The organism is Stenotrophomonas sp. PS02289 (assembly GCF_029960115.1).
Classification (GTDB): Bacteria; Pseudomonadota; Gammaproteobacteria; order Xanthomonadales; family Xanthomonadaceae; genus Stenotrophomonas.
In genome coordinates, this window is the sequence record NZ_JASCOZ010000053.1 from 1 (window position 1) to 26589 (window position 26589).

Annotated in this window: 26 protein-coding genes; 20 read left to right on the forward strand and 6 right to left on the reverse strand. The window is 64.7% G+C overall.

Going from position 1 to position 26589, the window contains the following annotated elements; translation table 11 throughout:
• A partial coding sequence (locus tag QMX83_RS09585; protein ID WP_282296395.1) for a lysylphosphatidylglycerol synthase domain-containing protein occupies positions 1–1048 on the reverse strand: 1048 nt, incomplete at its 3' end.
• A gap of 145 nt (positions 1049–1193) precedes the next feature.
• Here QMX83_RS09585 and QMX83_RS09590 point away from each other — a divergent pair.
• Positions 1194–1541: a RidA family protein gene (locus QMX83_RS09590; protein WP_282296396.1), complete on the forward strand. Its 348-nt coding sequence runs from the start codon at positions 1194–1196 to the stop codon at positions 1539–1541.
• Here QMX83_RS09590 and rnfB read toward each other — a convergent pair.
• The 5 genes from rnfB to QMX83_RS09615 form a co-directional block, all read right to left on the reverse strand.
• Positions 1522–1947, reverse strand: a complete 426-nt coding sequence (rnfB, locus tag QMX83_RS09595) for an Rnf electron transport complex subunit RnfB (RefSeq protein WP_282296397.1) — start codon at positions 1945–1947, stop codon at positions 1522–1524. The two genes, QMX83_RS09590 and rnfB, sit on opposite strands and share 20 nt — an antisense overlap.
• Positions 1948–1972: 25 nt before the next feature.
• Positions 1973–2563 (reverse strand): HAD family hydrolase, encoded by a 591-nt coding sequence (locus QMX83_RS09600; RefSeq protein WP_282296398.1) that lies wholly within the window; start codon positions 2561–2563, stop codon positions 1973–1975.
• A gap of 56 nt (positions 2564–2619) precedes the next feature.
• On the reverse strand, positions 2620–4704 hold the full coding sequence (gene metG, locus QMX83_RS09605; protein ID WP_282296399.1) for a methionine--tRNA ligase: 2085 nt from the start codon (positions 4702–4704) through the stop codon (positions 2620–2622).
• A 114-nt stretch (positions 4705–4818) separates the two neighbouring features.
• On the reverse strand, positions 4819–5268 hold the full coding sequence (locus QMX83_RS09610) for a DUF2147 domain-containing protein (RefSeq protein WP_282296400.1): 450 nt from the start codon (positions 5266–5268) through the stop codon (positions 4819–4821).
• Positions 5269–5400: 132 nt separating this feature from the next.
• Entirely contained in the window at positions 5401–5796 is a 396-nt protein-coding gene (locus tag QMX83_RS09615) for a VOC family protein (protein ID WP_282296401.1), read from the reverse strand.
• 183 nt (positions 5797–5979) lie between these two features.
• Here QMX83_RS09615 and QMX83_RS09620 point away from each other — a divergent pair, with 183 nt between their 5' ends.
• The 19 genes from QMX83_RS09620 (at position 5980) to QMX83_RS09710 (ending at position 26496) form a co-directional block, all read left to right on the forward strand.
• Positions 5980–6672 carry a helix-turn-helix domain-containing protein gene (locus tag QMX83_RS09620; protein ID WP_282296402.1) on the forward strand — a complete coding sequence of 231 codons (693 nt, stop codon included), beginning with the start codon at positions 5980–5982 and terminating at the stop codon, positions 6670–6672.
• 3 nt (positions 6673–6675) lie between these two features.
• Positions 6676–8385, forward strand: coding sequence for a type III secretion system outer membrane ring subunit SctC (gene sctC, locus QMX83_RS09625; protein WP_282296403.1), 1710 nt, complete (start codon positions 6676–6678; stop codon positions 8383–8385).
• Positions 8366–9490 carry a type III secretion system gatekeeper subunit SctW gene (gene sctW / locus QMX83_RS09630; protein ID WP_282296404.1) on the forward strand — a complete coding sequence of 375 codons (1125 nt, stop codon included), beginning with the start codon at positions 8366–8368 and terminating at the stop codon, positions 9488–9490. Before sctC ends, sctW begins: the two co-directional genes overlap by 20 nt.
• On the forward strand, positions 9487–11553 hold the full coding sequence (locus QMX83_RS09635) for an EscV/YscV/HrcV family type III secretion system export apparatus protein (protein WP_282296405.1): 2067 nt from the start codon (positions 9487–9489) through the stop codon (positions 11551–11553). The genes sctW and QMX83_RS09635 overlap by 4 nt, the downstream gene beginning before the upstream one ends.
• On the forward strand, positions 11550–11945 hold the full coding sequence (locus QMX83_RS09640) for a hypothetical protein (RefSeq protein ID WP_282296406.1): 396 nt from the start codon (positions 11550–11552) through the stop codon (positions 11943–11945). The genes QMX83_RS09635 and QMX83_RS09640 overlap by 4 nt, the downstream gene beginning before the upstream one ends.
• Positions 11946–11953: 8 nt before the next feature.
• Entirely contained in the window at positions 11954–13252 is a 1299-nt protein-coding gene (locus QMX83_RS09645) for a FliI/YscN family ATPase (protein WP_282296407.1), read from the forward strand.
• Positions 13236–13682 carry a hypothetical protein gene (locus tag QMX83_RS09650; protein ID WP_282296408.1) on the forward strand — a complete coding sequence of 149 codons (447 nt, stop codon included), beginning with the start codon at positions 13236–13238 and terminating at the stop codon, positions 13680–13682. Before QMX83_RS09645 ends, QMX83_RS09650 begins: the two co-directional genes overlap by 17 nt.
• Entirely contained in the window at positions 13673–14866 is a 1194-nt protein-coding gene (locus tag QMX83_RS09655; protein WP_282296409.1) for a hypothetical protein, read from the forward strand. Before QMX83_RS09650 ends, QMX83_RS09655 begins: the two co-directional genes overlap by 10 nt.
• Positions 14863–15810 carry a type III secretion system cytoplasmic ring protein SctQ gene (gene sctQ / locus QMX83_RS09660; RefSeq protein ID WP_282296410.1) on the forward strand — a complete coding sequence of 316 codons (948 nt, stop codon included), beginning with the start codon at positions 14863–14865 and terminating at the stop codon, positions 15808–15810. Before QMX83_RS09655 ends, sctQ begins: the two co-directional genes overlap by 4 nt.
• Positions 15807–16472 carry an EscR/YscR/HrcR family type III secretion system export apparatus protein gene (locus QMX83_RS09665; protein ID WP_282296411.1) on the forward strand — a complete coding sequence of 222 codons (666 nt, stop codon included), beginning with the start codon at positions 15807–15809 and terminating at the stop codon, positions 16470–16472. Before sctQ ends, QMX83_RS09665 begins: the two co-directional genes overlap by 4 nt.
• Before the next feature lie 4 nt (positions 16473–16476).
• Positions 16477–16734, forward strand: a complete 258-nt coding sequence (sctS, locus tag QMX83_RS09670) for a type III secretion system export apparatus subunit SctS (RefSeq protein ID WP_282296412.1) — start codon at positions 16477–16479, stop codon at positions 16732–16734.
• A 4-nt stretch (positions 16735–16738) separates the two neighbouring features.
• Entirely contained in the window at positions 16739–17536 is a 798-nt protein-coding gene (sctT, locus tag QMX83_RS09675; protein WP_282296413.1) for a type III secretion system export apparatus subunit SctT, read from the forward strand.
• Positions 17533–18600 (forward strand): EscU/YscU/HrcU family type III secretion system export apparatus switch protein, encoded by a 1068-nt coding sequence (locus tag QMX83_RS09680; RefSeq protein WP_282296414.1) that lies wholly within the window; start codon positions 17533–17535, stop codon positions 18598–18600. The genes sctT and QMX83_RS09680 overlap by 4 nt, the downstream gene beginning before the upstream one ends.
• 82 nt (positions 18601–18682) lie before the next feature.
• The gene (gene sicA, locus QMX83_RS09685) at positions 18683–19210 is read left to right on the forward strand and encodes a type III secretion system translocator chaperone SicA (protein WP_282296415.1); all 528 of its coding nucleotides are present in this window, start codon (positions 18683–18685) and stop codon (positions 19208–19210) included.
• 6 nt (positions 19211–19216) lie between these two features.
• A complete protein-coding gene (gene sctE / locus QMX83_RS09690; protein WP_282296416.1) occupies positions 19217–21028 on the forward strand; it encodes a type III secretion system translocon subunit SctE in 1812 nt (603 codons plus the stop codon).
• A 31-nt stretch (positions 21029–21059) separates the two neighbouring features.
• Positions 21060–22328 carry a hypothetical protein gene (locus QMX83_RS09695; protein WP_282296417.1) on the forward strand — a complete coding sequence of 423 codons (1269 nt, stop codon included), beginning with the start codon at positions 21060–21062 and terminating at the stop codon, positions 22326–22328.
• Positions 22329–22337: 9 nt separating this feature from the next.
• Positions 22338–23369, forward strand: coding sequence for an IpaD/SipD/SspD family type III secretion system needle tip protein (locus tag QMX83_RS09700; RefSeq protein WP_282296418.1), 1032 nt, complete (start codon positions 22338–22340; stop codon positions 23367–23369).
• Positions 23370–23488: 119 nt separating this feature from the next.
• On the forward strand, positions 23489–26230 hold the full coding sequence (locus tag QMX83_RS09705) for a hypothetical protein (protein ID WP_282296419.1): 2742 nt from the start codon (positions 23489–23491) through the stop codon (positions 26228–26230).
• A 20-nt stretch (positions 26231–26250) separates the two neighbouring features.
• Positions 26251–26496: an acyl carrier protein gene (locus QMX83_RS09710; protein ID WP_282296420.1), complete on the forward strand. Its 246-nt coding sequence runs from the start codon at positions 26251–26253 to the stop codon at positions 26494–26496.
• Positions 26497–26589 lie beyond the last annotated feature (93 nt).

The window sequence follows — 26589 nt, forward strand, 5'->3', positions numbered from 1 at the left end:
GCGCCGCGCCCACGCTGAACACCGCCAGCGCGATGATCTGCGGCAGCCACGGGCGCAGCGCGGTCCAGCCGGCGCGGGTCGCGCCGGCACCGGCGCGCAGCGGCCGGCGCAGCGCCGGCGCAACCGCAAGCACGGTCGCCAGCAGCAGCGGCAGCACGTAGTAGGTGACCCGGTAGATCAATGCGGCAGCGAGCACGGCGGCCGGTGGCACCTGCGGCAGCAGTTTCAGCAAGCTCCACTCGAACACGCCCAGCCCGGCCGGCACGCTGGAGATCAAGCCTGCCAGCACCGCCACCAGATACAGTCCGACGAAGCCCGGCAGCCCGGTGGGGGTGTCCATCGGCAACAGCACATAGAACGCGGCAGCCGCCAGTACCAGTTCCACTACGCTCAGCGCAGTGACGCCCAGCATCGTGCGCCGGTCCGGCAGCCACAGCGCATGCCCGCGGATGCGGAAGGTGCGTCCTTCGCGGCCCACCAGCAGCGCCGTGGCCACGTAGGCCAGCAACGCCAGCACCCCGAGCACGCGCACGACTGGCTTGGGTACCGGCAACGCCAGTGCGGCTGCCCCGGGTTCAAGTACGAACGCCAGCCCCAGCAGCACCCACGCTCCGAACAGGAAACCCAGCGTGCTCATCAGCACCACCTGGCCGATCTCGCCGAGGCTCAAGCCCGCACGTCCATAGCCGCGCAGGCGCACCGCACCGCCGGTCAGTGCCGCGAAGCCCAGGGTCTGGCCCAAGGTGTGTGCGAGGAAGGCGGTGATGCCGATCCGCGCCGGATGCAGGCGCTTGCCGCTGCGGCGCAGGCCAATTGCGTCAAAGCCGATCAAGCACGCGTAGCTGGCCAGCCCGAGCAGCACGGTCAGTGCGATCTGCCCGCTGCCCAGGGCCCGGAACGCCTCGCGGATGGCGCGGTAGCCGTGCTCGTCGAACTCGTTGGCCAGCCCGTGCAGGGCCAGTGCCAGGATGCCCAGGCTGAACACCACGGTGGCGGCACGCCGCCAGCCGGAATGCGCCGCAGCCGGCGCAGGGGAAGTATCGGTCATCTGGACATCGTGCTCCGGGCAGGGCGATGAAGACGTCAACGTACGTGGCGTACCGCGACGGCGCATCGTGCGCTTCGGCCCTGCCGTTGCCAAGAGGGCGGGCGCATCGGCGACAATGGGGGTTCATTGCAGAGGAGACTTCCCCATGTTGGAGCGTTTTGACGTCGGTCCGCGCATGTCCGAAATGACCGTCCACAACAAGGTCGCCTATCTGTCGGGGCAGATCCCCGAAGACACCAGCCAGGACATCACCGGCCAGACCCGCCAGGTGCTGGCGGAGATCGACAAGCTGCTCGCGCTGGTGGCCAGCGACAAGCAGCACATCCTGCGCGCGGAAGTGTTCCTGGCCGATATCAATGATTTCGCCGGCATGAATGCCGCGTGGGACGAATGGGTGGTCGCCGGCATGACCCCCGCCCGCGCCACCGTCGAAGCCAAGCTGGCCGATCCGGCGTGGAAGGTGGAGATCGTGGTTACCGCCGCGCTGCCGTAATCAATTCGATGCAATCCACCGGACACGGTGGAATGCACAGCTCGCAGCCGGTACACAGATCGGGCAGGACGGTGTGCATGTACTTGGCACCGCCCACGATCGCATCCACGGGGCAGGCCTGGATGCACTTGGTGCAGCCGATGCAGTCGGCTTCCACCACCACCGCCACCTGCGCGGGTTTGTGTGCCCCCCGGCTGCGATCAAACGGCACCGCAGGTACGCCCAGCACGTGCGCCAGCGCACGCGCACCGGCATCACCACCGGGCGGGCAGCGCTCCACGCCTGCGTCGCCGCGCGCCATCGCTTCGGCGTAGGGCCGGCAGCCCTCAAAGCCGCATTGCCCACACTGGGTCTGCGGCAGCAGCCGGTCCAGGCGTTCGGTCAGGGGTGTGCGAAGGGCTTTCATGCGTGGCGTCTGCTGCGCGGTGGTTTCATTTCATGGGTTTGCCGCGATACCAGCGCTCGTGGGCGAGCGCCAGCATCGGCTGGTCTTCCCGACTGTCACCATACGCGTGGATGCGCAGATAACGCGACAGGTCATAGCGGCTCCGAATGCGTTCGGCTTTGTGCGGTCCGCAGTCGCCATCGGCATAACGCCCGGTCAGTCGGCCGTCCTTGCCTTCCAGACGGTTGCAGATCAGTTCCACGCCGAGATTTTCGCACCACGGCCGCAGGTACAGATCCAGTGATCCGGATACGATCACCACGGTGTGGTGCTGCTTCAGGTGCCAGCGGATCTGCTCCAGCATCTGCGGCTGCACGACCTCGGGCAGCACCTCGCGGGCGAAACCGGCGGCCTGCGCGGCGATGTCGTCGCCGTGGCGATCGCGCATGACCAGCCGGGTGACCCGGGCGCGGATCCGCTCGGCCGAGATCAGCTTCAGCCGGTACGCCAGCAGCCAGGGTCCGACCTTCCACCACGCGTGTGCGAGCTGCTCGGGGGTAGCTACGCGACGCAGGAAGCGGGCGTAGGTGTCACAGTCAGTGACGGTGTTGTCGAAATCGAACAGCGCCAGTTCCACGTTCCGCCCTCCCAGGCAGACCACGACCGGGTCGCGGTCGTGGCACCGTTATCCGATCAGCGAACCGGCATACCCGGCTGTGCGCCGCTGTCGGCGTCCAGCAGCGCCAGTGCGCCGCCGTCAAAACCCGCCGACAGGATCATGCCTTCGCTCAAGCCGAAGCGCATCTTGCGCGGAGCCAGGTTGGCAATGAACACCACGCTGCGGCCGACCAGGGCTTCCGGCTCGCCGTAACTGCCGCGGATGCCGGAGAAGATCTGACGCTTGCCCAGCTCGCCGGCGTCCAGCTCGAAGCGCAGCAGCTTGTCCGAGCCCTCGACGAATTCGCACACCAGCACCTTGCCGATGCGCAGGTCCAGCTTGGCGAAGTCGTCAATGCCGATGTAGGCCGGAGCGGCGTCGCCTGCGGCGGCAGGGGCGGCAGCCGGTGCCGGCGCAGCAGCGGCCGGCTTGGCGGCCTTGGCCGGGGCGGCGGCCGTCGGAGCGGCGGCGAGAGTGTCCTTGGAAGCGTCGGTCATGGCGTCGATCAGTTTCGGGTCAATACGGGTGAACAGGGGGACGAACACCGCAATGGTGTGCGCGGTGAGCGGGCGGACGATGTCGGTCCAGGACTGCACCGGCGAGGCCAGGAAGGCCTCGGCCTGCGCCGCTGTGGCGGGCAGCACCGGCTTGAGCGCGGTCACCAGCACCCGGAACAGGTTCAGGCCCTGGGTGCAGACTGCCTGCAGCTGGGCCTCGGCCCCTTCCTGCTTGGCAATCACCCACGGCTTCTGGTCATCGATGTAGCGGTTGGCTTCGTCGGCCAGTGCCATGGTCAGGCGCAGCGCTGCGGCCGGGTCATTGCGTTCGTAGGCTTCGCGGATCGGGGCCAGCGCCGCCACGAAGCGGTCGTACTGCGCGGGATCGGGCAGCGCATCGGCCAGACGGCCGTCGAAGCGCTTGCTGATGAAGCCGGCGCAGCGACTGGCCAGATTGACGAACTTGCCGACCAGGTCGGCGTTCACGCGCGCGACGAAGTCACCCAGGTTCAGATCCAGGTCGTCGACACCGCCGCTGGATTTGGCCGCGAAGTAATAGCGCAGCGCTTCCGGTTCCAGGCCCACGTCCAGATAGGTGCGCGCCATCACGAAGGTGCCGCGCGACTTGGACATCTTCGCGCCTTCCACGGTCAGGTAACCGTTCACGTGCAGGCGGGTGGGGGCGCGATGGCCGGTGCCATGCAGCACCGCCGGCCAGAACAGGCCGTGGAAGTTGACGATGTCCTTGCCGATGAAGTGGTGCAGTTCCGTGCTGGTGCCCGCACGCAGGTGCGACTCGAAGTCCTCGCCGGTCTTCGCGCACAGGGCCTGGAAGCTGGACAGGTAGCCGATCGGCGCGTCCAGCCAGACGTAGAAGTACTTGCCCGGCTGGCCCGGAATCTCGAAGCCGAAATACGGTGCGTCGCGGGAGATGTCCCAGGCGCGCAGGCCGCCTTCGGCATTCAGCCATTCGCCCAGCTTGGCTTTCACGCCGGGCAGGGCAACGTCGCCGTCCAGCCACTCGCGCAGGAAGGTCTCAAAGCGGCCCACCTCGAAGAAGAAGTGCTCCGAATCGCGGATCTCGGGCGTAGCACCGGAAATAACCGACTTCGGCTCCTTCAGGTCGGTCGGCGCATAGGTCGAGCCGCACACTTCGCAGTTGTCGCCATACTGGTCCGCGCTGCCACAGGTCGGGCAGATGCCCTTGATGTAGCGGTCGGGCAGGAACATGCCCTTGTCCGGGTCGTAGAACTGCGCCACCGAACGCCGCGAGATGTGGCCGTTGGCTTCCAGCTTGGCGTAGAACGCTTCGGTCAGGGCGCGGTTGCCGGCCGAGTTGGTCGAGTCGTAATGGTCGAAGTCGACCCCGAACGCGGCAAAGTCGCGCTCGTGGCTGGCCTGGATGTTGGCGATGAACACTTCCGGGGTCACGCCGGCTTTTTCTGCGCCGAGCATGATCGGCGTGCCGTGGGTGTCGTCGGCGCACACGAACCAGGTCTTGTCGCCGCTCATTCGACGCGCGCGTACCCAGATGTCAGCCTGGATGTAGCCGACCAGATGACCCAGGTGCAGGGGGCCGTTGGCGTAGGGCAGGGCGGTGGTGACGAGAGCGGTGCGGGTCATGATGAACGCAGTTGCCAGGGGAACGCGGGATTATCGCATGCCCTGTCAAGACAAAAGGCCGAAGCGTTGCCGCTTCGGCCTTTGGGTGGACGCGAATGGCCCGCAGCCCGCTGCTTATTCGCGAACCCAGGTCTGGGCGCGGCAGATGAAGGCCACGCAGCCGGACATGTCCAGCTTCTTGCCGCCCGGCTGCAGCTCCAGCTTGGACTTGTAGGTCTTGCCGTTGGCGGGATCGAGCACCGTGCCGCCGGACCACTCGGTGGTGCTGCCCTTGTCCTGCTTGAGGTTCCACAGGATGGTCATGCCTTTCACCGGCTTGCCCTTGTTGGCCCCGCTGCAGTCGTCGCAGACCGGATTGGGGCCCTTGTCCGAATGCAGCACTTCCACCACCTTGCCGCTGAGCGTGCCGTTGGCGGCCTGGCTGATCTCAACGATCGACTTCACTTTGCCGGTCTTGTCGTCAATGGTCTTCCAGCGGCCCACCGCGCTGTCGGCGGCGCTGGCCGAGAATGCCGCCATCACCAGCGGCAGCGCCAGCAGCAGGGTCTTGAACGTATTGCGCATGGTCCCCTCCCAGGGATGTTTCGTGAACGCCGGCGACGCCGGTACAGGGGCACTGTATACCCATTCGCCAAGGTACGGAACGAGTGTGCCGTAGAGCGGGGCTCTGCCCCGCTGCGCTGTACCTGAATCCATTCAGGCCATCTCATACAACTCCAGCGGCAGCCCATCCGGGTCGGCAAAAAAAGTAAACCGCCGCCCGGTGTACTCATCTACCCGGATCGGCTCGCACACCACCCCCTCCGCCGACAACCGCTCGATCACCGGCTCCAGCGCCACCACCCTGAACGCGAGATGGCGCAGGCCTTGTGCTTCCGGTCGGCTGGGCCGGGGTGGCGGCTCAGGAAACGAGAACAACTCGAGTTGGCCTCCGTCAGGCAGGCCCAGGTCCAGCTTCCAGGAGTCGCGGGCGTCCCGGTAGTGCTCGGCCAGCACGGTCAGGCCCAGAACCCGGACGTAGAAGTCGCGCGAGCGCGGGTAGTCGGCGCAGATCAGCGCCACGTGGTGAAGGCCGAGCAGGGGAGAGGACATACGGGAATTCCGTGCACGCCGGGCGTGCGACTACTGAACAGGACAACGGGTATACCCCAAACCGACGGCGCTTTCGAATTTCTTGTAGAGCCTCTATCTCCCCCCGTCGCCATCATGCCGGCCGTGTCCAAGAAGGTGCCAACCGCGCCGTCCGCGTGATCCGGTCCGAACGGGAGGTGAAGCATGCAGGTGATCGTCAATGCAGGGCAGGACAGCGTGGTGCTGTCCATTGCAGGCAGCCGGGTGTCGGTCGCACCCGGGCAGCGGGTGCTGCTGGCCGGGGCCGCCGCGCCGAGGCATCCCGGGCTCACCGTGCATGCCCTGGCCGGCAGTGGCATGGCGCGCGCACTGGCCCATTTTGACCATGTCCGTGAGGCCGTGCGTCACAGCGGTGAGCCGCCGCGGGTGTGCTGGCCGGTCGCCGCCGCGCTGGAAGACCCCGAAGTGGCGGCCAGCTGGCTGATCGACCAGCTGGCGCGCGCGCCGCAGTGCATGGCGGTCGATCACGTTGAAGCCACCCCGCTGGCGGCGCTGCTGCGCCACCTGGCCCGCAGCGAAAGCTACGGCCTGATGCGCTTCCTGCTCAATGAAGGAAGCGAGCACAGCGTGGCAGCGCTCGCCGAGCGCTATGGATTGTCGTCGGCCCAGTTTCACCGTCGCTGCCGGCAGGTGCTGGGGCGGTCACTGAAACGCGAGCTGCGCATCCTGCGCGCCGCGCGGACGCTGCTGGCCTACCCGGGCCGGGCGCGCTCGTTCACCTACCTGGCTGCCGACCATGGCTACGCCTCGTTGTCGCACTTCTGTACCGACATCAAGGCCCTGATCGGCTGCTCTCCTCTTTCTGTCTACCGCGCCGTCAAGACGCCTGCCGAGTAATCCATGCGTTCCCTGCCGTATTCCCTGTTGTTCGTGACTGTTGTTGCCCTCGTTGCCAGTGCGCCCGTGGTTCGCGCGCAGACCCCGCTGGAAGGCACCGCCATCTCCGATCGTGCTGACCTGCCACATGCATCGGGTTTCGTCTCGCGTGCGGAAAGCGCCGAGCACCTGCTCAACGCCATCGGGGCCAAGGCCCGTCAGGCCGTGGTGGTCAGCGCCAAGGCGCAGCGCAAGAAGGTCAGCGGCAGCTTCGACCTGGCGCGCCCGTTCGAGGTGCTGAACAAGGTCTCGGCCGACGTCGGCCTGGTCTGGTACAGCGACAACCAGTCCATCTACGTGTACGAAGCCAGCGAGCAGAAGAACGCGGTGGGCCGGCTGCGCTCCACCTCGGTGGCCACGCTCAACGACTTCCTGCGCAAGGCGCGCCTGGCCGACCTGCGCTATCCGGTGCGGGGCGGCGGTGCCGACGGCACGTTCTATGTGGCCGGCCCGCCGGTGTACGTGGACATCGTGCTCAACGCTGCACGTTACCTGGACGACCTGTACGAAGGCGCGGATGCCAGTCCGCATCATGTGGAAGTGATCAAGCTGGAACACAGCTTCGTCAATGGCCGCCGCTACGCGGTGCGCGGCAACACCCAGGAGACGCCGGGCATGGCGTCGACGCTGGCCGAAGTCCTGCAGCTGGGCGACTTCGGCACGGTGATCAAGCAGCCGGCCCCGCTCCCGGCCGAGCCCACCGCCGTGATCGAGGAAGCCTTGCCGGCCGTGGTGCCGTCACGCATTCCCGCTGCCCAGCCCGAGCGCGCATCGTCCGGATCGGGTCCGGCACGGGTGATGCCCTATTCGGAAACCAACAGCCTGATCGTGCGCGGCACGCTGACGCAGATCGAACAGATCAAGCGGCTGGTCGCCGAACTGGACATCCCACGCAAGCAGATCGAGCTCTCGCTGTGGATCATCGACATCAAGAAGACCGAGCTGGACCGCCTGGGGGTGCGCTGGAGCGGCGGCATCAACATCGGCAATCGCCTGCAGATCGGCATCAATGACGGCATCCCGGCCACCACCCTGGACGGCCCGCGTTTCCTCGCCTCGGTGCAGGCGCTGACCAGCACGGGCGATGCCCAGATCGTGTCGCGCCCGGTACTGCTGACCCAGGAAAATGTCCCCGCGTACTTCGATAGCAACCAGACCTTCTACACCCAGCTGCTGGCTGAGCGCACGGCGTCGCTCGAACCGGTGACCTACGGCACCCTGGTGAACGTGCGTCCGCGCATTTCCACCCATGACGAAGTGGAAATGCAGCTCACCATCGAAGACGGCGCAGCGCAGAGTGCCAACTTCGATGGCGGCCTGCCCATGGTCAATCGCACCCTCATCGATACCGTTGCACGGGTGCCGCATCAGCTCAGCCTGCTGATCGGGGGTTACACCCGGCAGTCGCTGGACAACGGCAAGACCGGCATTCCCGGTCTGCGTCGCATGCCCGGCGTCGGCAAGCTGTTCGGTCAGGACACCCGCAGCCACGAGAACCTGGTGCGTGTGTTCCTGATCCAGCCGCGGGTGCTCGGCGAGCGGGACATGCTCGACGCCGCACGCCTGCAGAGCCTGTATGGCCAGGAAGTCGGCGAGTCGCCGCAGGACCTGCTGCAGGAAATGAAGCAGGACCTGCCTGCCATGGAGGCCGCACATGGCGCTCCCCGCGATTAATCGTCCTGCGACGACGGTGCCGGTGCAGGCCCCGCGACAGGCATCCACCTCAAACACGGTCGAGGGCGAAGGCGAAACACGGACCTCAACCCCCGCGCCACGCCGCCCCGGTGCGCTGGCACTGGCCATGGCGGCTGCCGACGACGCCAGTGCCCTGTTGGCGTCGCTGTCGACGCGGCGCAATCAGCAGAACGGCCCCAGCGCATTCGCCACCGAAGCGTGGATCGACCATGTGCTGGACGAGAAAGTCCACCAGAAGCTGTCCGGCTTCCGCGAACTGCTCGGCGGCATGCGCAGTCCTGCGCAGGTGATGTCGCTGCTCAAGCAGCTGTTCCCGGACCCCAGTGACGTGCTGGCGGTGCTGCGTGCCCTGTTGAGCGACGACGAACTGGAGGCCATGCGTGAGCTGCTGGAGGCCAGCCTCGAGCAGCTGCTGGAAGAACAGGCCGCGCAGGGGCAGGGGGCGGCCACCCGAGGCGGAGCCAATGTCGCCGTCAAGGCACGGTTGGCTGCGCGTGGCACGCAGCTGTCAGCACGGGCCTTGCGGCAGAGCTATCGCGACTTCCTCGGCAATCCACGCGACTGCGCCGGCGAGTACATCACCTGGATCGAGCAATACGGATTTGAACGACGCGCCGTCATTGTCGACTTCATGGAGCAGGCGATCGCAGCGGACATGTTCTCGCTCGATCCCAGCGCCTCGCTGCACGAGTTCGGCTATCTGCTGGGACAGGTGCGCAAGTTGGCCGTGCTGCGCTCGGTGGACCAGTTGCTGGTCCACGACATCGAACGCACCGGCCTCCTTTCGCGCATGGCTACCCGCGCGGACACCGTGGTGGTGGGCCTGCTGGATGTCGTGCGCGGCCTGCAGGACTGGAAGGGACTGTTCACCGGTCCGCTGGCGGCCGCCCGCGTGGCGTTGGCCACGGACCAGCGGGTGCGCCTGATTCAGGCCCTGCGCCGGGCCGTGAAAGACCTGCCCGATGCGATCTGGGCCGGCCCGGAAGCACGCGCCGCCGCAATTGAGCAATTGGAGATGATGGTAGTGGAGAGCATGAAACGTGACCGGGGCCAGGCCGGCGGCTTTGCTGGAGGACTCGCATGAGCGCGGCGATGACACCGAACGGTGGATGGGCCGCCCGCGCGCGCGGCATGCTGCGGCCGGAGCTGGCGCTGGTGGTGCTGATGGCCGTGGTCGTGGCCATGCTGATCATCCCGCTGCCCACCCTGGTGGTGGACGTGCTGATCGCGCTGAACATGGCCGTGGCCATCGTCATCTTCCTCAGCTCGTTCTACGTGGAGCGCATCCTCAGCTTCTCCACCTTTCCCTCGGTGCTGCTGTTCACCACCCTGATGCGGCTGGCGCTGTCGGTGAGTACCAGTCGCCTGATCCTGGTCGACGCCGACGCCGGGCACATCATCAATGCCTTCGGTGAGTTCGTGGTCGCCGACAATCTGGTGGTGGGCGCGGTCATCTTCGCCATCATCACGCTGGTGCAGTTCATCGTCATCACCAAGGGTTCAGAGCGCATCGGTGAAGTGGTCGCGCGCTTCTCGCTGGATGGCATGCCGGGCAAGCAGATGAGCATCGACGCCGACCTGCGTGCCGAAGCCATCACCTCCGAAGAGGCGCAGCGCCGCCGCCGTGATGTCGAACGCGAAAGCCAGCTGTATGGCTCGTACGACGGTGCAATGAAGTTCGTCAAGGGCGACGCCATCGCCGGCATCGTGATCGTGTTCGTCAACCTGTTCGGTGGCATCGCCGTGGGCATGCTGCAGCATGGCATGCCCTTCGGCGAGGCACTGAATACCTTCACCCTGTTGACCATCGGTGATGGACTGGTGGCGCAGATTCCCGCTCTGCTGATCTGCATCAGCGCCGGCTTCATCGTCACCCGCGTCAGCGGTGAGGACAACAACCTGGGGGCCAGCATCCTGGGTGAGCTGTTCAACAGCAACGTCGTGCTGGCGATCGGTGCCATTCTGGTGCTGCTGATGGGCTTCCTGCCTGGCTTCCCGCTGGCGGTGTTTGCCGGTCTGTCGCTGGGTCTGGCCGCGTTGCTGTTCTGGCGTATGCGCCGTGGCACGAGCAAAGAAGCCACCAGTGAAGGTTCCGCACCGGGTGGCACCGGTGCAGCCGGAAACACCGAAGCCAGCCGTGACGCCAACGGCAATCTCACCAGTGAAACCTTGCCGCTCATCCTGTTGATGCCCGGTCCGCTGCACGACGCTGCCACCGCCGAAAAGTGGGAGGAGCGCCTGCGCAACGACGCCTTCATCAACACCGGCATGCAGCTGGCGGCGTTCGTGCTGCGGCCGCATGAACCGGCCCAGGATCATCAGGTCAAGGTGCTGATCAACGAGATCCCGGCGGCCAGCGGACAGGTGGTGGGCGGGCACGTGCGCGTGTTTGGCCGGCAGGACGAGCTCGACGCACTGAACATGGGACTGATGGTGCCGCATGAGGGCGGTGTCGCGCGCTGGGTGCCTTCCGCCTCACAGGGCGACGTGCTGGCCATGGGCTGCGACATCAGCACGGATTACGAGGAACTACGACGTCTGGTCCACGGCGCTGTGATGCGCAACGTCGGCGAGCTGTTCGGCATCCAGGAAGCCAAGCACGTGCTCGATGCGCTGGAAAAGCGCTTCCCCGAGCTGGTGAAGGAAGCCTACCGGCACATGCCGATCCAGCGCGTGGCCGAGGTGCTGCAGCGACTGCTACGCGAAGACGTCTCCATCCGCAACATGAAGGTGGTGCTGGAAACGCTGGCCCAGTGGGGGCAGCGCGAGAAGGACGTGATCCTGCTGGTCGAACACGTACGCAGTGCGCTCGCCCGTTACATCTCCGCGCGCTTTGCACGCGATGGCCGGATTCCCGCGATTCTGGTGTCCAGCCAGGTCGAGGATCAGATCCGCAGTGGCATCCGTCAGAGCCAGGGCGCGGCTTACCTCAACCTCGAGCCCGCTGAATCGAACGAGCTGATGGATCGCTTCGCCCTGCATGTGGGCGAGGTGTCGGCCTATCGCCCCGACGTGGTCCTGATGGTAGCGCCCGACATCCGCCGCTTCGTCAAGCGGTTCATCGAAAACAAACTTCCCTCCACCCCGGTGCTTTCGTTTGGAGAGATCTCCGATGCAGTCACCCTTGATGTCATGAAAAACATATGAATCATCTGTTCGATACCCTCAGCGCAGCCCTGAACGAGCTGGGGTGCGACCCCTCGCGGTTCCAGTTCGACACCCATTCCTCGGTGGTGATGGGCTTTGCCGACGTGGGCGAGCTGCTGCTCGATCCGGTGGATGATGCAGTGTTCCTTTGGGGGCGGCTGGAAACCTCGGCAGAGTCGCGCTTCAACAACCGTGCCGAAGAACTTCTGGGCGCGCTGTCTGCGCCGTCGGCCCATTTTTCCAATGGGTGCCTGACGTTGCGCGCGATCGATGATGCCTGCCTGGTCGGCGGCATGCTGCAGCCCGAGTGTCAGCACCAGTCCGCGCTGATGGCCGAAGCCATCGAGAGCTTCCACGCTCGCGTGCTGGAACTGCAGGTGATGCTGCGGTGAATCCGGCCGTGCCCCTTTGGCGTGCGTGTGCGCGGCCCCTGGCCGTGCGTGCCGGCGAACTGCGCGTGCCGCTGCCGCAGGTGGCGGTGGGAGAGCACTGCCACGTGCGACGCGCGGCAGGTGATGCCGAGTTGCTGACCCATGGTGTGGTCACCCGGGTTGACCATGGCATCGCCACCGTGGCGCTGCTGGGTGCACCCTCGCGCCTCGCCGCTGATGTGCTGGTCGTGCCGACCGGGCAGCCGCTGCAGGTGCAGCTTGGAGCCCAGTTGCTGGGCTGCGTCGTGGACGGCTTTGGCGAAGTAGTGGAACGGCTGGGGGCCGACGTCGCGGCCCCGCCCGCCGGCCCCACTGCAGCGCAGGCGGCTTCCGTGCAGGCGGCTGCGCTGGACTATCGTCAGCGCCGCGCCATCGCCACGCCCTTCGACACCGGCATCCGCGCTGTCGACGCGCTGCTGACCGTGGGCGAAGGGCAGCGGATGGGCGTGTTCGCCGCCGCAGGGTGTGGCAAGACCACGCTGATGGAGATGCTGTTGACCAATGCCGACTGCGACGTGCGCGTGGTGGCGTTGATCGGTGAGCGCGGGCGTGAAGTCGCAGCCTTCGTCGAAGCGATCGGTGCCAGCCCTCATGCGGCGCGCACCATCGTCGTCCAGGCGACCTCCGATACCTCGCCGGCAACCCGCGTCAACGCAGCCATGGTGGCCACGCGTATTGCCGAGTACTTCCGCGAGCAGGGCAGTCGCGTGCTGCTGGTGATGGACTCGGCCACCCGCTATGCGCGTGCGTTGCGTGACGTGGCCCTGTCCGCAGGCGAGCCGCCGGCACGACGCGGTTTCCCGGCGTCGGTGTTCGAGGCCCTGCCGCACCTGGTCGAGCGCCCCGGCAACACCGCGCAGGGCAGCATCACCGCGTTCTACACCGTGCTGCTGGAAGACGACACCGACCCTGATCCGGTGGGCGAAGAGGTGAAGTCGCTGCTCGACGGACACATCCATCTCAGTGCACGTCTGGCCCAGCGCGGGCATTTCCCGGCGATCGATGTACTGCGCAGCGCCAGCCGGCTGTATCCGCAGCTGGCCAGTGTCGCGCAGAGCGAAGCGGCCAGCCGGCTGCGCAATCTGATGGGGCGGCTGGAGGATCTGCAGCTGCTGCGCGACATCGGCGAGTACCGTCCCGGCGCGCAGCGCGAGCAGGACGACGCAGTGGCCCGCGAGCCGCGCGTGAATGCCTTCCTGTGCCAGGGGCTGCATGAGCGGGTCCCGGCCAGCGCAGCGGTGGAGGCTTTGCATGCCGTCCTCCGCTGACCCACGCCGGATTGCGCGCTGGGTGGATCATCGCGCACAACGTCTGCGCAGTGATGCGGCAGGCCAGGCCGCCGCCGCGCTCGCGCACGATGCCGAAGCCAACACCTTGCGTCAGCAGGCCAATGTGCAGCTGCTGGATGCGCAGGTCGGTCAGGAAATGGGGCTGGATCGGCAGCGTCTGTTCGACCGGCTGCGCGCGGTGGCCATCGCGCGCGCGCACGTCCTGGAGTGCGATCTGCGCGCGCGTGATCTGCAGAGCCAGGCCGAACAAGCACGGCTCGAGGAAGCCGAGCTGCAGCGCAAGGCCGCCCAACAACAATCCCGCGCGCGGCGGCTTGACGCCGCCGGCGCACGCATCGAACGCCATCGTCAGCAGGCGCAGCGTCGCCGCGACGAACGACAGATTCAAGAGGAGTACGCATGTCGTTGACCATTCAGAACGCCGCGGCCGCCAAAACCGTGAACGCGCTTGAGCCGGTGAAGCCGCTGGCAAAGCGCATGGAGCAGGAGCGCAACAACGCGATGAGCGCTGACGATTCCGCGACGCCCCCCAGGGGCGCAGAGGACGGCGTTCACGAGCCGGAGCAGGATCTGCCCGCCTGGGATACGGATCCGGATGCCCCGGACCAGGACGAAGATAAGGCCTGTGGTCGTTCCGACAATGCACGTTCCGACGCGTCCAGCGACCCGGCTGACGTGTTCATCGAACGGGTCGTCACTGGTCCACGTACCGGTGAAGCAATGCTGGCCATGCGCCTGAGCCCTGTCAGCGTGCCGGCGGTACCGACCCCGCCGGAGAACGCGCAGCCGTCTGCGGCGAACCCGGCAGCGGCAACGCCTGTCACCGAGGGTGACGCGCCGACCACGGCCAAGCCTGGGCACCCGCTGAACTCAGCGCCGCCGTCCGCGGCGACACCTTCCTCCGCCGGGCTGCAAACGCCGTTGGCAGCTGTCAAAAGCCCGCTGTCGTCGGGCGCTCCTGCACCGGGCACCGTGCTGCAAGGCGCAGCGCAGCCGGCGCGCGCGCCGCACGCAAGCACTTCCACGACGGACGGCGTGGTCGGTAACGGGCGCGCTGCGACCTCGCCGGCCTCGGCTCCGGCTCACACCGGTGCCGATTCTTCTCTCGACCCCGAGGCACCGCGCGCGCCGGCGACGGAGACGGCCGGTGCTGCGGGCAGGCAGGAAAGCAACACGGTGCCTCTGCCTGCCCTGGCCGCGCAGGACGCGGCAAACCGTCATAGCGCTGACGCCGCGGCCGGACAAGCCGGTCAGACCCGCAGCGACGCCAACATCGACAGCCAGCGCAATCTACAGCATGTGCAGCAGGCGCTGAAGACCGCTGAAGTGCTGGCTCAACGCGCCAGCGCAGGTACACGCATGGACGTGGCCTTCACCAGTTGGGGGCCGGGCAACTCGGTGTCCCTGTCGCGTCAGCTCGGCGGTCACTGGACGGCCACCCCGTCCAATGCGCGCGTAGGGCAGGCACTGGGCAGCAACACACCCAATGATCTTGAGGTGCGGCGGGAAGGTGACAACCTTCGTGTGGAAGAAAGCAGCATGACCGACCCGGACGGGCGTCGTCAGCAGCAGCGTGAGCACGACACCCCATGAATATGCCCGCCTGGCCCTTTCCGGCACTGTCGGCCGCCGACGTGGCGCAGTCCCGGTGTGTCGCGCAGTGCGCCCGTCTGGGCCTGACACTCGAGTGGGGCGAGCCACCCGCGCAGGGTGCGTTGCTGCGCTTCGACGTACGCGGTGCGTTCTGCACCCTGCAACTGGCGGTCAGCGCCGACACCTGGTGTCCGTACATGCTGCCCGCGCTCTCGGGTCTGGCGTGGTCGGAACTGGTCGACCGCGAAACCCTGGACTGCTGGCTGCCCGACACCCCCCTGTTGAACATCCCGCAGGCAGCCCTGATCGGGATGGAGGTCGAACTGCGCGAGGTGGTACCGGTCAGCGCACTGCCGGTCACCCGCGGGCCGCGCCCGTATCTCGCCAGCGCGCAGGGGCCCGCCTGGATCGAGCAGGTCGAAGGGCTGCCGCAGCTGCACCTGCACGACGCCGCCAGCCACCTGTGCCTGCCGGTTGACCTGGAAATCGCGCGCCTTCGCGTGCCGTTGCCTCGGTTGCGTTCGCTCGCACCTGGCAGCGTGCTGCTGCTGGCGGAGTTTCTCCCCATCGCCCGCACGGGCGCACAGCGCCTTTACACCTTCGATTTCACCCTGGAGACCATTTCCGTGAATACCCCGTTCGATTTCGTCGAAGACGCTGCCGACAGCGCAGACTTCGACCCGATGCCAGCGGTCGCCGCACCGACGCCCGCCGGTCTGGATGTCGCCCGCCTGCCGGTTACGGTCGAGATCGTGTTGTGCCAGCTGCAGCAACGCGTGGGGGATCTGGCCGCACTGCAGCCCGGCACCGTGTTCAATCTGCCGGTCGGTGCATGGACCCAGCTGCAGTTGCGCGTCAATGGTCAGACCATCGCACGTGGCGAACTCGTCCAGGTGGGCGACCAGCTGGGTGTGCAACTGCATCAGGCCCCCCTACTGCCATGAGCTTCATCAACAACGACATCTCGCTGATTGCGGTCATGTCGATGGCCGCGCTCCTGCCCTTCATCATTGCGGCCGGTACCTGCTACCTCAAGTTCTCGGTGGTGTTCGTGCTGCTGCGTAATGGCCTGGGTCTGCAGCAGGTGCCGTCCAACATGGTGCTCAACGCACTGGCGTTGATGCTGGCGTTCTACGTCATGCAGCCGATCGTGACGAACATGTACGAGGCTTACCTCGCGCTGCAAGCTCCCTTGAACTCGGTCGCGGCGGTGATCGCCTTCCTGGACTCGAGCCTGGATGGCTACAAGATCTATCTGGCGACCTACTCCGACCCGGAACTGCTGGAGTTCTTCGAACGCGCCCGCCAGGCCGAGCCCGGCCAGCCGCTGCCGGCACTGGAGCCGCATGAGCGCTCGCTGTTCGCGCTCATGCCCACCTACGCGTTGAGCGAGCTCAAGGATGCCTTCCGCATTGGCTTCTACCTATACCTGCCGTTCGTGGTGATCGATCTGGTGGTGTCCAGCGTGCTCCTGTCGCTGGGCATGATGATGATGAGTCCGGTGACCATCTCCGCGCCCATCAAGCTGATCCTGTTCGTGGCAATGGATGGCTGGAGCCTGCTCTCGCAGGGTCTGGTCCGCCAGTACCTCGACGTGCCGATGTAGCGCCATGGACGCGATCATGTTCATGGGCAATAAGAGCCTGATGCTGATCCTGCTGCTCTCGGCCGCGCCGGTGGCGGTGGCCACGGTGGTCGGTCTGGCCATCGGTCTGTTCCAGACCGTGACCCAGCTGCAGGAGCAGACCCTTCCCTACGGTGCCAAGCTGCTGGCGGTCATCGCCTGCCTGCTGCTGCTCATGTCGTGGACGAGCGCGCGCATGCTTGACTTTGCCCGTCTGGCACTGCAGACCGCGTTGACCGGCTAAGCGCATGCAGCTGTCACCCCTTGACGCCGAACTGGTCGCGCTCAGCCGCGACCATCTGTTGCCGCTGGTCCTGGGCCTGGCCAGGATCGGAGCCTGCCTGGTCTGGGTGCCGTATCTGGCACCTGGGGTGATGCCAGCGAAGATGACCCGCACCGTGGTCGCCGTCATGGTGCTGATTGGCCTGTGGCCGTCCACGGTCGGTACCGCGACGGGCATGCCGCAGGACATGCTGTCGATGGGCGGTGTCTTGTTGCGGGAAGTCCTGATTGGCACCGCCATCGGCATTGTCGTCGCGCTGCCGTTCCACATCTTCCATGGTATGGGTGCGATCGTCGACAACCAGCGCGGTGCCGGCGTTGGGGCGATGCTCGATCCGGTCAGTGGCATGGAAGCCACCGAACTGGCCAACCTGCTCCAGTTGATGAGCGTGGTGGTGTTCATGGCCACCGGCGGCATGATCGTCCTGCTGGAGGTCATCCAGGACAGTTACACCCTGGTCCCCATGGGCGGGGCCATCTCGCTCAACCTCGACAACATCCAGGGTTTCGCCAGCACGCTGCTGGCCGGGGCCGTGCGCATGGCGTTGCCGGTCCTGCTGCTGCTGTTCCTGGTGGAGATCCTGCTGGGCACGCTGTCGCGCTTCGCCCAGCAGCTGAACCCGTTCTCGATCTCGTTGGCGATCAAATCGTTGATCGCCTTCATCGCGCTGTTCCTTTACCTCATGCCGACCATCGCGCGGCAGGTGCCCTTGATCCGTGACAGCACCGATGCGCTCAAACTGCTGCTGGGGGCCACCCCATGAAGACCGAAAAGCCGACACCCCATCGTCTGCTCAAAGAGTCGAAAAAGGGCAAAAGCTACGTCAGTCGCGATCTGGCCGGCGCGGCGGTGCTGATTGCGGGTCTGGTGGCCATCGCCACCGCCATCTCGGCCGGGCATGTGCACGCGTTCTACCGTGGCATGGCCGAGCGTGGCTTTTCGCTTACGCCGGCCGAAGCCGCCCATCAGGCCACCGTGGTCTTCCTGTGGATGGCAATACCCGTGGCGGTGGCCGCCATCGTGGCCGCCGTGTTGATCTCGCTGGTGCAGAGCAAGGGCGTCATCGCCGCCGAAGCAGTGCGGATCGACCTGGCCCGGGTCAACCCCATCTCCGGATTCAAGAACCTTTTCTCACTCAAGACCATCAAAGGTGCGGTCACGGCCGTGCTGTACCTGCTGGCCGGCACGTTGTTTGCGTTTCTGGCGTGGCAGTTGTTCGCGCCCACCCTGTTCGGGCAGGTGATGCTGCCCGAAAAGGCCGCCGGCGCGCTGTGGCATGACGTGGCCTGGAAGAGCACCGCGCTGCTGCTGGCCGTGCTCTCGCCGATCTTCCTCGGTGCCGCGTTTGTCGAGTATCGCCTGTACATCCGCGACATGCGCATGGACAAAAGCGAGGTCAAGCAGGAGAACAAGGATCACAACGGTAATCCGGAGATCAAGCAGAAGCGCCGTCAGATCAACGACGAGCTCTCTGCGCAGGTGCAGGCCGACGTGGCCGGCTCGACCATGATCCTCGCCAACCCCACCCACATCGCGGTGGGCATCTACCTGCATCCGGACTATCCCGGCCTGCAGTTCGTATCCGTACGCGAGCGTGGTCACCGTGCGCGCCGCGTCATCCAGTGCGCCGAGTTCCACGGCGTTCCGGTGGTGCGCGACATTCCCCTGGCCCGCGGCGTGTACTTCGGCACCAAGCGCTACCAGTTCGTACCACGCCACCTGACCGACTCAGTGCTCCGCATCCTCGACTGGCTGCTCCAGGTCGAGCGCCAGAAGCGCGGCATCGACCCCGACGAAGAAGAACCCATCGTGTCGCCAAATGAGTGAAACACGAAAGCCCCCTATTGCCCCCAACGCCACACTGTGCTTGTCCTGCAGTACCGGTGGCACCCAACCCAGGTAACCCCTCATGAATGCAACCGCCCCCGAAAACACTGCTGGATCCGACGCCGACCAGGCCATGCTGGATGAGATGGCCCAGGTCCTTCTGGACGGTGCCCAACAAGGTGCCGCGCTGAAGGACCTGAAGGGTGTCAGTGACGACATGCTGGAAAGCGTTTACGCCTATGCGCATCGCTTCTACACCGATGGCCGGCTGGACGAAGCGGAAACCTTCTTCCGCTTCCTCTACCTGTACGACTTCTACAACGGTGACTACGCCCTCGGGCTGGCCGCCGTGCTGCAGATGAAGAAGCAGTACGCCAAAGCCATCGACATGTACGCATTGGCGTATGCCCTGCTCAAGCGCGACGAGCGGCCCATGCTGCACGTCGGCCAATGCCACCTGGCCATGGGCAAGATCGCGCTGGCGCGCGACTGCTTTGAGACCGTCACCCAGCGTTCGGACGACCCCGCCGTGGTGGGCAAGGCCCAGGCCTATCTGCAGGCCATGGCCAACGCCCCCGGCGAACCTCCCGAATCCAACCAGGAAGACTGATTCCTCATGAATATCTCCGCCGCTCTCGGCACCACGCCGTATGCCTTCACCGGAGCCACCGGCAAATCGGGCGAAGCCGCCGCAAAGGCATCCGCCGGTTACGGTGCCGCCACGATGCAGCAGATCCAGGTCATCGACGAGCAGGTGATCAGCCTGCTGGCCAAGGCCGCCACCGAGCAGGCGGGGGAGGTGAACACCTCCAAGCCGCAGGCCCCGGGTACGCCCGAACTGCGCCAGGCGGACCTGCCGCGTCTGATGCGCGCCGCGCAGCAGCAGAATCAGGCAAGTCCGGCGCAGCAGCAGTTCACCCCGGAAGCGGTGCTGCTGATGATCAGCATGCAGCTGAGTGTCGTGATCAAAGACGAGAACAGCCGCAGTCTGGCGTCCCAGCTGGAACTGGTGAAGGCGAGACTGGCCGCGCGCGCCGCCAGTGCGGCTGAACTATCGGAGGCGATCAAGCTGGCGCAGGCGGTGGTGGAGGCGGCGTTGGGCGAAGCGGGCGTCGCCGAGGGCGAGCTGGCGGCGGCTGCAGAGGCGCTGAAGAAGGCGCAGGCGGACGTGGCCCGCCTGGAACAGGAACTCGCAGCTGCACCCCCGGCAGAGCAGGACGCGATCCGCGCCCAGCTTGAGGCTGCCAAGGCCAATGTGGCCGTCCAGCAGGGCAGGTTGGATGCCGCGCACGCGAAACTCAACGAAGCGCTTCGCACCGTCGACAGTGCCCTGAAGGATCTGGAGGACTTCAAGACGCAGGCCGACCAGATTGATCCGAGCCGAAGCATCAGTGCGCGCGGCGACGACAAGGCGCTGTCCAACCAGGCAGAGTTGGAGTTCCTGCTGGCGACGCTGCAGAAGATCATCGGTGACGCCAATCTGAAGAAATTCGCCAAGGACACCGAGTTTGTCCAGGCGATGTTGAAAGCGCGGGAGGCAGAAAACCTCCGCCGCTCCGAGGAATACCAGCGTGAGCTGGAGAAGGCCGAGCAGGCGCAGAAGAAGATGGGCTGCCTCGGCAAGATCATTGGCTGGGTGGTCACGGTGGTGGCGGTCATCGCGGCTCCGTTTACCGGCGGTGCCAGCATGGCGCTGGCCGGCATTGGCCTGGCGCTGGCCATCGGCCAGGAGTTCGGCTTCGACCCGCTGGGCAAGGTGCTTGAGCCGATCATGAAGCTGATCATGAAGCTGGTCCAGGAAGTGGCCAAGGTTGTCGGCAGCGTGCTGAAGTCGCTGGGTGTGTCGGCCGACATCGTGGACAAGATCAAGGACGTCATCGCGATCATCGCCGTGGCTGCGATGGTGGTTGCCATTGCCTTTGTCAGCAAGAAGGTGGCCAGCACCGCCGCCGTTCAGATGGTCACCAAGGCTGTGACCAAAGCCGTGACCGACGCGATCAGCAAGGCACTGCCGGCCATCATCAAAGCGGCCGCCCATGCCGTGAAGCAGGCTGTCGACGACGTTGCTGCCGCGCTGACCAAGTCGGTGTCCAAGGTGGTGGGGACCAGCTCGGACACCCTGGCGCGGCGCGCCGGTCAGGCGACAACCGCGATGCACGTCATGCAGTTCGCGAACCAGACCTCACAGGGTGTTGGATCGATTGTCATTGCTGACATGCATCTCGATGCCGCCAAGATGCTGGCCGAGCTGGAGCGCGGCATGGCCGATTCGGCCATCTTCCGCGACCTGATCCAGATGATTCTGGACTACTACCTGCAAACCAACACCCTGATTGCCGCACTGTTCGACAACATGACCGACGTGCGCGAAATCCAGGACCAGACCTCCTCCCATCTCACTACGCGCATTGGCGCGGTCGCGGCCTGATCCGCGACAAACCCACTAAAGGACACCCCTCATGACACTCGCAATCCCCTCAAACATCGACATTTCGGCCTTCCAGCCGCTGCTTTCCCAGGACGCCAAGGGGCGCGAACGCGTCGATATCAAAGCCGCCGACATGGACCCGGCGACCACGCAAGCGCTGGTCGCAGGCATCACCACACAGATGGTGGTCGACACCGGCAATCCCCCCGTGGATGTGCCGGTTAACCTGCGCGCCTCCACTATTCCCCTGGGGGAAGCATCTGCTCTGTTGAGCAGCATCATCAGCAAGCTACCGACGATGCTGGCGCAGTTGGCAGGCACCAGCGACCCGATCAAGACAGAAGCGGGCACCGAGGCACGTCTGTCCGAAGCTGCAGCGGCCAATGCCCAGGTGCGCACCCTGAGCGAATCCCGGGTTGATAGCACGGCCACGCAGCAGCCCACCGGAACGGATGCCGACGCACTCGAACGCTCGGCCAACGTGGGGGCGTGGATCCAGAGCAGCCCGTTCGCGAATCTGTTGACCCTGCTGCGCCAGCTGCTGCTGAAGTTCGAAGCGATGGACCGGAAGAACGGCTCGCAGATGGTCATCATGCAGCGTGACATGACCATCGTGGCGGGCGAGAGGGGCATCCAGAAGGCGCAAGAGAATCTGGCTGGCGCAATCGGCGCGACCTTTGTCACCGGCGCCGTCGGTGCGGCCGGGCTGCGGCAGTCGGTGAAGTCCACCAAAATCCAGACCAACTCGAACATTCACAACCAGAATGCCGCCAACCGTGTCAGCGTTGGCGCGGCAGATCAGACGCACAGCACCAAGGCGGCTGCGTTGCCCTCCGCGCAGCATCGTGCTGCCCGCAATATCGATGGCAGCGAGGTGAAGAGCACCGCGCGTGATGCAACCCCTGCAGCCGACCTGCAGGACGATGTGTCCTCGTACACGCGGGAGATGAGGCAAGTCGTCAACTCGTCTTCGGCCCGCGGCGATGCCGATGCGCTGCAGGCGCTGCATGGCTATCGCATGGCCCAGTCGCAGATTCCGGCCAGCAATGCCGTCATGCTGAACATGATGGCCCCCTCCGTCGGCGGTGCCATCACCTCCGGCGTTCAGATCGCCGTTGAGACCACCGAGGCCGAACGTCAGTTGATGCTCAACGTGGCTGACACCTTCAAGCGTGTGGCCGATGCCCATCAGGACCAGCAGATGAAGAATCGGGATATGCGTGAGGCCACCACCCAGATGCTGGAGAGCCTGATGAACCTCGCCGCCAGCACCAGCAGCCACATCATCCAGAAGTCCTGAGGACCGAACATGACCAGCCCAATTCAATCTGCCCCGACCTGCGTCGCGGGGCGGCACGCCCATGCGTTGGTTCGTACGGATGTAAAGCATGATGCAGAGCCACTGAACCTTGATCCTGCAACCGTAGCCAAGCTGGGTCAAGCCCAGGTGTTTTTGGAAAACGCACACAGTGCCTTGGAAAGGCAGAAGCAGGCCGCGATGCGCTATACCGCGCAGCTGAAACCGAAGCAACAGCCGTCCCAGGCCTTGGCCGCACAACTGAATGCGGCCATTGACGACTCCCGGCGCGCCAATGCTGACCTGCTGCGTGTCCTGGGCTTCCTGGATTTCCGCGACACCCGCGACACCCGCGAGTCCGACCGGACGCGGGAGGTGCCGACCACGGACGACGGCATGCCTATGGAGGACCCTGCGACCAAGGACGCCAGCGGCCTTGTCTGGGACTCGCACTCCGAGTTCTACGACCAGATTGCTACGTTGCTGTCGGCACTCAAGCAGAACTGGCTGAGCAAGTATCAGGATGCCATGAAGAAGTTCCTGGAGTTCTATAAGGAGTTCAGCGATGCGCTTGAGAACCTCAAGCCGGAGGGCTCAGGTGACAAGGGCGACGTCAAGATCAACTTCCAAACACTCTACGACAAGCTCCAAGAGATACTTGTCAAGTACGGAAACCAGGAGAACGCGCTTGGCTCCTTCCCGACCAAAGCGGCTGCTCAGGCGTTTATTGACTCACTGGGCCTGCCGGGGTTGGAGCCGGTGCTGGGCGCGGACGGCGAGTTCAAGGTGATGATCAATCTGACGGACGTGAAGGCGATCAGCGAGTCGACAGACAAGGGCGCTACCGTGACGTGGGACAGCGCCAAGTACAACGCCTGGGTCTCGGCCAAGGACGGTAACGTCGAGCAGATCAAGCACGTCAGCAAGGTGCTTGGCGAGAAGCTGAGTGAAACAACGCAACAATTCGACAATATTGTAAAGATTCTCAGCTCGACCATCGACAAAATCACGGACGCCGACATGAGCTTCGTCAACGGCCTTTGAGTGTTGTCAGCGTGGAAGGGACGAAGTGCTGAGCCACTCCCTGCTTTGGCCGGGGCCGAATGGCCCCGGTTGGCGGAGAGAGGGCGTCCACGCAATTTACTGAGTACCAGGAGTTCTTTATGCCATCTATCGTTCAAAGCACAATCACGCCGACCAGCCTCCGGGTTGAAAAGTTTTCCCTGGGCAAGGCAACTGGACGTCTGGAGCTAGATACCGTTTTCAACAGGGCATCTGCGGTGCCCGCATGTCCGGTGACGAATGTTGATGGTGACTATCACCAGCACGCGTACGGATGTGCGTTGGAACACGCCCTGGTTGTGATGTCGGGGTCGACGCTCGCCCCTGCAGATGCGAAGGCGGTGCAGCGCTTCATGTCATGGCTGGCTCCAAATCAAGGCGAACGCGAGCGTCTCGGAAATCCTGTACTCCGTCGCATTACCGCACTCGGGGTAATGCACGCGGCCGTGAACGAGCTTCTGAACGCCGATTCGAGCAACCAGAAACTGATCCAGTGTGAAATCAAGCTGAGACAGTCAATCGTCGATATTGCGGTCGCCTCGGGAAAATGTAAGAGCCCGCCGCAGGGCGGGGACGCAGGAGGCCGTACCACGTTGGTCGCAGAGCACATGACCACGGCAGGCAAATGCCTGCGTGAGTGCGTGAGCATGCTGGATACTCAAGCGTTCGCGGGTGCAGTAGTCAGGGCCGTGCTCCCCGAGGCGCTCGCGGAGGCCATCGGAGACAGGCTGGGAGCGGAGGTTGAGAAGCGGATGGCGGAGGGCGAGACATCGCTTGAGGTCGTTAGGGTGCTGAACGCCATTGGCGCAGAGAAGGTCCGCGCGGCGGTCCAGGGTCTTAGCTGCAAGGGCAACTTCGAGTCGGTCCAGAATGGCATCCTGGTGCTGCTGGAGATCCCGGAGCTCGTGGTCGGTCCACAGGAGGATGCGCAGCCGTCGAAAGGCCCGGATCAGACTCCGGGCCAGCAGCCTCCCGAATGGCCGAAGCTTCCGCAAGGAGGCCAAGCCCAGTACACCAATTCGCCGACCACGGTGAACAATAACTTCAGCGATCTTGCGAAGGTGTTTAAGGGAAATCAGTTTGACCTGAAGGAAATCAGGAACCTGATCGATTCCGCGTGGGAGCGGGGCTACGAGCAGGGAGGCACGCATGAACATAATAAGCGTCTGCTTGCGCTCAGCGAGGACCAATGCAAGGTCATCGAGGGACAGAATCGCGAAATCAGCGAACTTAAGGGCCGCACCAGCGAGCTTGAGCAGATGTTGGTGGAGCAGAATGACCGGCTGGCCAGGTGGTCGAACGGTTCCGGCAAACTGGAGAGTCGTGATTGGAAGTCCTCGAAGATCGTGTTCGGCGACTCCTCTATCGCGCGTGCGGAAGTGCATGTGGGCGAGCCAGACGTCGGTCACGCTCGTTCGGTGCTACATCAGGGAGGAGTTTCAACTTCTCGCGGCACATCGACGGAGAAGCATGCCACCACGTCAATCATTCACATGGACGATGAGACAGTTAGCGAGATTCTGCCGCCGATTTCCGAGGCGTCTGTCGGCGTGTTGTCGGAGAATCGTGCCACCACGTCAATCATTCACATGAATGACGAGGCGGTTAACGAGATTCTGCCGTTGATGCCTGCCACTGCCCGGGCAGTTCCCGCTCGGGAAAGCGTAGTTGTGGATCGTTCAGATGTACAAGTACTGAACGGGACGTATGGCACTCACGATGAAGAGTTCAAAGACTACGTGAAAGCCCTCAATGGCGAGACTGAGGGCCGTCGCCAGATACGCAGTAATGGATATCAGGTTGGTTCAGAACGCGGTCTGCCCAACACCACGGTAATTGCGACAGATGTGGTCGATTTCGTGAGAAAGAATGTCTCTGATGGGGCATCGCGCGGTGTTGGATCACGTCGCGTGCAATTTCTACCTATGGATATTCAGGAGCCCGAGTTCCAGCAGGTGTACCGCGAATTGGCGTTCGCGCGTATTTCCGGAGTCGAGTCGCCGTTGCGGTTTGCGATTGAGGCAAGGAAGAACGAGGAATATAGTAAGCGCCTCCTCAATCCCAAGCAGCCGTTTGTAGATGCGAATGCCCAGCGCTCGAATCGGAGTGCGGATGAAATCCATGCGGACCTGAGTCGGCAACTTGAGGAGCGGTTGGCTGCGGAAGGGGGCGGTAGCGAGGTCTCGCAGGAAACAACGGATTCTCAGGAGTCAAGTATTTCTCAATCCGTGTTGAGCCAAGGTAATAACCTTGGTCCGATGAAGCCCGCGTCTCAGGTTATCACCACGTCGAACATATTCCAGACTTCTTCAGGCCCCGGCACGCGTCAGAGCCAATTGCCCGTGAAGGGCCTTATCGGTGAGTATAAGCAGTTGCTCTGGAGGACGCGTCCCGGCGGAGTACTGTCGGATCGCAACTTGGCCACTGCGGCCCCGGTGAACGCCGAACTTTATGATGCGGAGAGGCTGGGGAAAGCCCCGCCGAACGATGTTAGCTTGGAAGCCTCCGAGCGCAGGCAGACGGCAGCAAAGAGCACCTGGAGGCGTAAGGTTGACCCTCCCCGCAACTCCTCTGAGGCAAGCGCTCTGGCGCTTTTTAGCGAGAGCGGCGGCGTGGAAGTGCGTAAGCCACAGACAGTTCGATTCAATCTCAATCCAGGTATTGAACTGGGGTCGGCTGGGCAGTCAGTCGGTGGCAGTACGTCGAGCCAAGGCAGCGCTAGTAACGAGGCTGCGGCTACATTCCTCGAGGCCCCGTCTTTCCTGAAGCAGATCCGAGACAAGGCCAATACACTCAAGCGTGTTGGTTCAGAAGCCAACGGTCAACGCGTAACTGGTTCTTGATAATGGACAAACTAGGCGCAATGAAGCCTCGCTTCGAACTCAACGACCTCCGCGATTGCATCGGCGATCATCTCCAGCGGGATGCTCGCGAAATCACCGGCCAGCTCCGGCTGGTCGAAGACCTGGGGATCGACTCGCTGGGCATGCATGCCCTGTTGATTGACATCGAGGAAGCCGGCGGATGCATTCCTGCGCCGGAAGCGCTCGAACGCGTTACCACCGTGATCGAGCTGTATGCGGCGGTGACCGGTTCGGCAGTGCCGTGAATCAGCGGTTGTTTGGCGTGGTGGTGGGGGGTTGCGCCCCCCCCCCTACCCCGCCCGGCCCGGGGGGGGGGGTATTAAACAAAAAAGCGGCCC